At 48.4% G+C, this 2,103-nt stretch carries 2 protein-coding genes and 1 pseudogene; all 3 read right to left on the minus strand.

Translation table 11 applies throughout. The features are described 5' to 3' along the window. Positions 1–90: 90 nt before the first annotated feature. Complete coding sequence (locus F6K53_RS38160) at positions 91–909, minus strand: phycobilisome linker polypeptide (RefSeq protein ID WP_293084945.1); 819 nt, start codon at positions 907–909, stop codon at positions 91–93. 54 nt (positions 910–963) lie between these two features. Next, positions 964–1,782, minus strand: coding sequence for a phycobilisome linker polypeptide (locus F6K53_RS38165; RefSeq protein WP_293084948.1), 819 nt, complete (start codon positions 1,780–1,782; stop codon positions 964–966). A gap of 104 nt (positions 1,783–1,886) precedes the next feature. Continuing rightward, positions 1,887–2,103 (minus strand): annotated as a pseudogene (locus tag F6K53_RS38170) (phycocyanin subunit alpha); the annotation flags it as partial.

Consider the following 2,103-nt stretch of genomic DNA (forward strand, 5'->3'; position numbering starts at 1 on the left):
AAAGGCAGAGGTGCCTAAGCGGGATGCTGCTGTTGTAATTGCCACTTACTCTACTCCTATAGGACTCGACATTTAGATGTTCTAGAAACTTCAGGCACGGGTAATACTCATGACTTGACAACCGCGCTTGTTTAGTTTTTGCAGGGTGGGAGATAGCCGTTCGTAGGGCACGACATATTCACTGATGCTGCGCCTGATCTGAGGGGCACGTCCGATACCTCCTTGAGTTACTCGGAGTCGATAGAACTGTCCCTGAATGTTTGCAGTTGTGCCGGTGAGTGCTTGTCCGCCATTTGGGGTTCGCACGGGGTTTGCCATATTGCGAGCTAGCTCATAGGTTAAACTAGCACGACCGCCCTTGCCCTGAGCGCGATCGCTATTGGCGTAACCACGATAGAGCTCAAACATGCGGGTAAAGCCGACGGTTTTTTGTCCCGGTTGATTGGAAAAGCCTCGATAGTAGGGTACGATGGAGGTGCCAAAGTTCTGCTCATACTCAAGGGAGTTTATGTAGGAGTCGATATCTGCCTCAAACCCCTCGTTTTGATAGATATCGAGATGATAGATGATTTCAGACTCATCATAGGGAGCCCGACCGAGTAGGTGCTTGAAGTTCAACTCAATTACTCTCGGATGAAAGTTGCTGTAGAAGAATTTCGACTTGTAGAGTTCTGACTTGGCGACAGCCCGCACAAAATCCCTTACAGTCAGGTAGCCTTGGCAGAGTAAGGACTCAGCACTGGTGAGACGCTCAGAAGCCATGAGATGGTCGTTTCCGAGTACTTGTCGGTAAACAGCCTGGATAACAGCCTTAGCATTGTCTTGGGTCCAGTTGGGGCGCAGTTCAATGGGGTTGGCATTGCTAAAGGCGGAGGTTCCCAGCCAGGATGCTGCTGTGGTAATTGCCACTTGTTATTCTCCTAATTTTTAATACTGCTTGATAGTGGTGAGATTTCAGTTGCCTTAGGCTGGCGTAATACTTGTTATTCGATCACCTTGCTTGCCAAGCTGCCGCAAAGTATAAGATAACTGATCGTAAGGCACCAGATACTCGCTAATTGTGCGCCGGATTTGAGGACCACCTCTTGTCACCCCTTGAGACACTCGCAAGCGGTAGAGCTGCCTTTGGCTACCTGCATTTGTGCCGATAACTACCTGTCCCTTGGTTTGGGTTCGGACAGGAGTTGCGGTGTTACGAGCCAGCTCATAAGTTAAGTGAGAGGGATTGCCATTGCCTTGGGCGTGATCGCTATTGGCGTAACCGCGATAGAGCTGGAACATGCGACTAAAGCCCACAACTTTCTGACCCTGTGGGCTCTCGAACCCACGGTAACTCGGCACAATCGAGTTACCAAAATTTTCTTGATATTCCTGTGAGTCGATGTAAGAATTTATCTCCGCCTTGTAGCCTTTTTGATTAAAAAGATCGACATGATAGGCAATTTCCGACTCATCATAAGGGGCTCGACCCAGAAAATGCTTATAGTTCAACTCAATAAACCTTACTTGGGGTGTGGAGTTTAAGAACTTCTCCTGGTATAGTTCAGACAGAGCCAGTGCCCGGATAAAATCTCGTACCGTAATGTCACCTTGGCGCAATAGAGACTCTGCATTGGTCAAACGCTCGCAATCCATGACATGAGCGTTGCCAAAGACCTGTCGATAGGCAGTTGTAATCACTGCTTGCACTTCATCTTCTGTAGAGTAGGAGCGCAGCTCCTTTCGAGAGGAATCCGCAAAAGGTGCGATGCCTAACAGCCTCGCTGTTGTTGGACTTACCATATTAGTCTCCTAAATTTCTTTTCTAAAAAACATTGCCCGGAACTTCAGAAAACCGTTAATCGACTATCAACAGCCACCTGGAGTTCCGGGCAACTCGAAAAACCCTAGCTAAGAGCGTTAATTGTGTAATCGAGATAGGAGTTTGCCTCAACGGCAGGGTCACCACTTAGACCATGGTTCGCCTTGATGTACTTAAGAGCTTCGACATACCAGCTCGGAGAAAGTTCAAACGTGAGGTTGATTTCGGCGATTCCTGAGATCAGGTACTCATCCATCGGTCCTGTACTCCCAGTCACCAAACAATAGGTAACCATGCGCAGG

Origin of the sequence: Moorena sp. SIO4A1, from assembly GCF_010672065.1 — a bacterium.
Lineage (GTDB): Bacteria > Cyanobacteriota > Cyanobacteriia > Cyanobacteriales > Coleofasciculaceae > Moorena.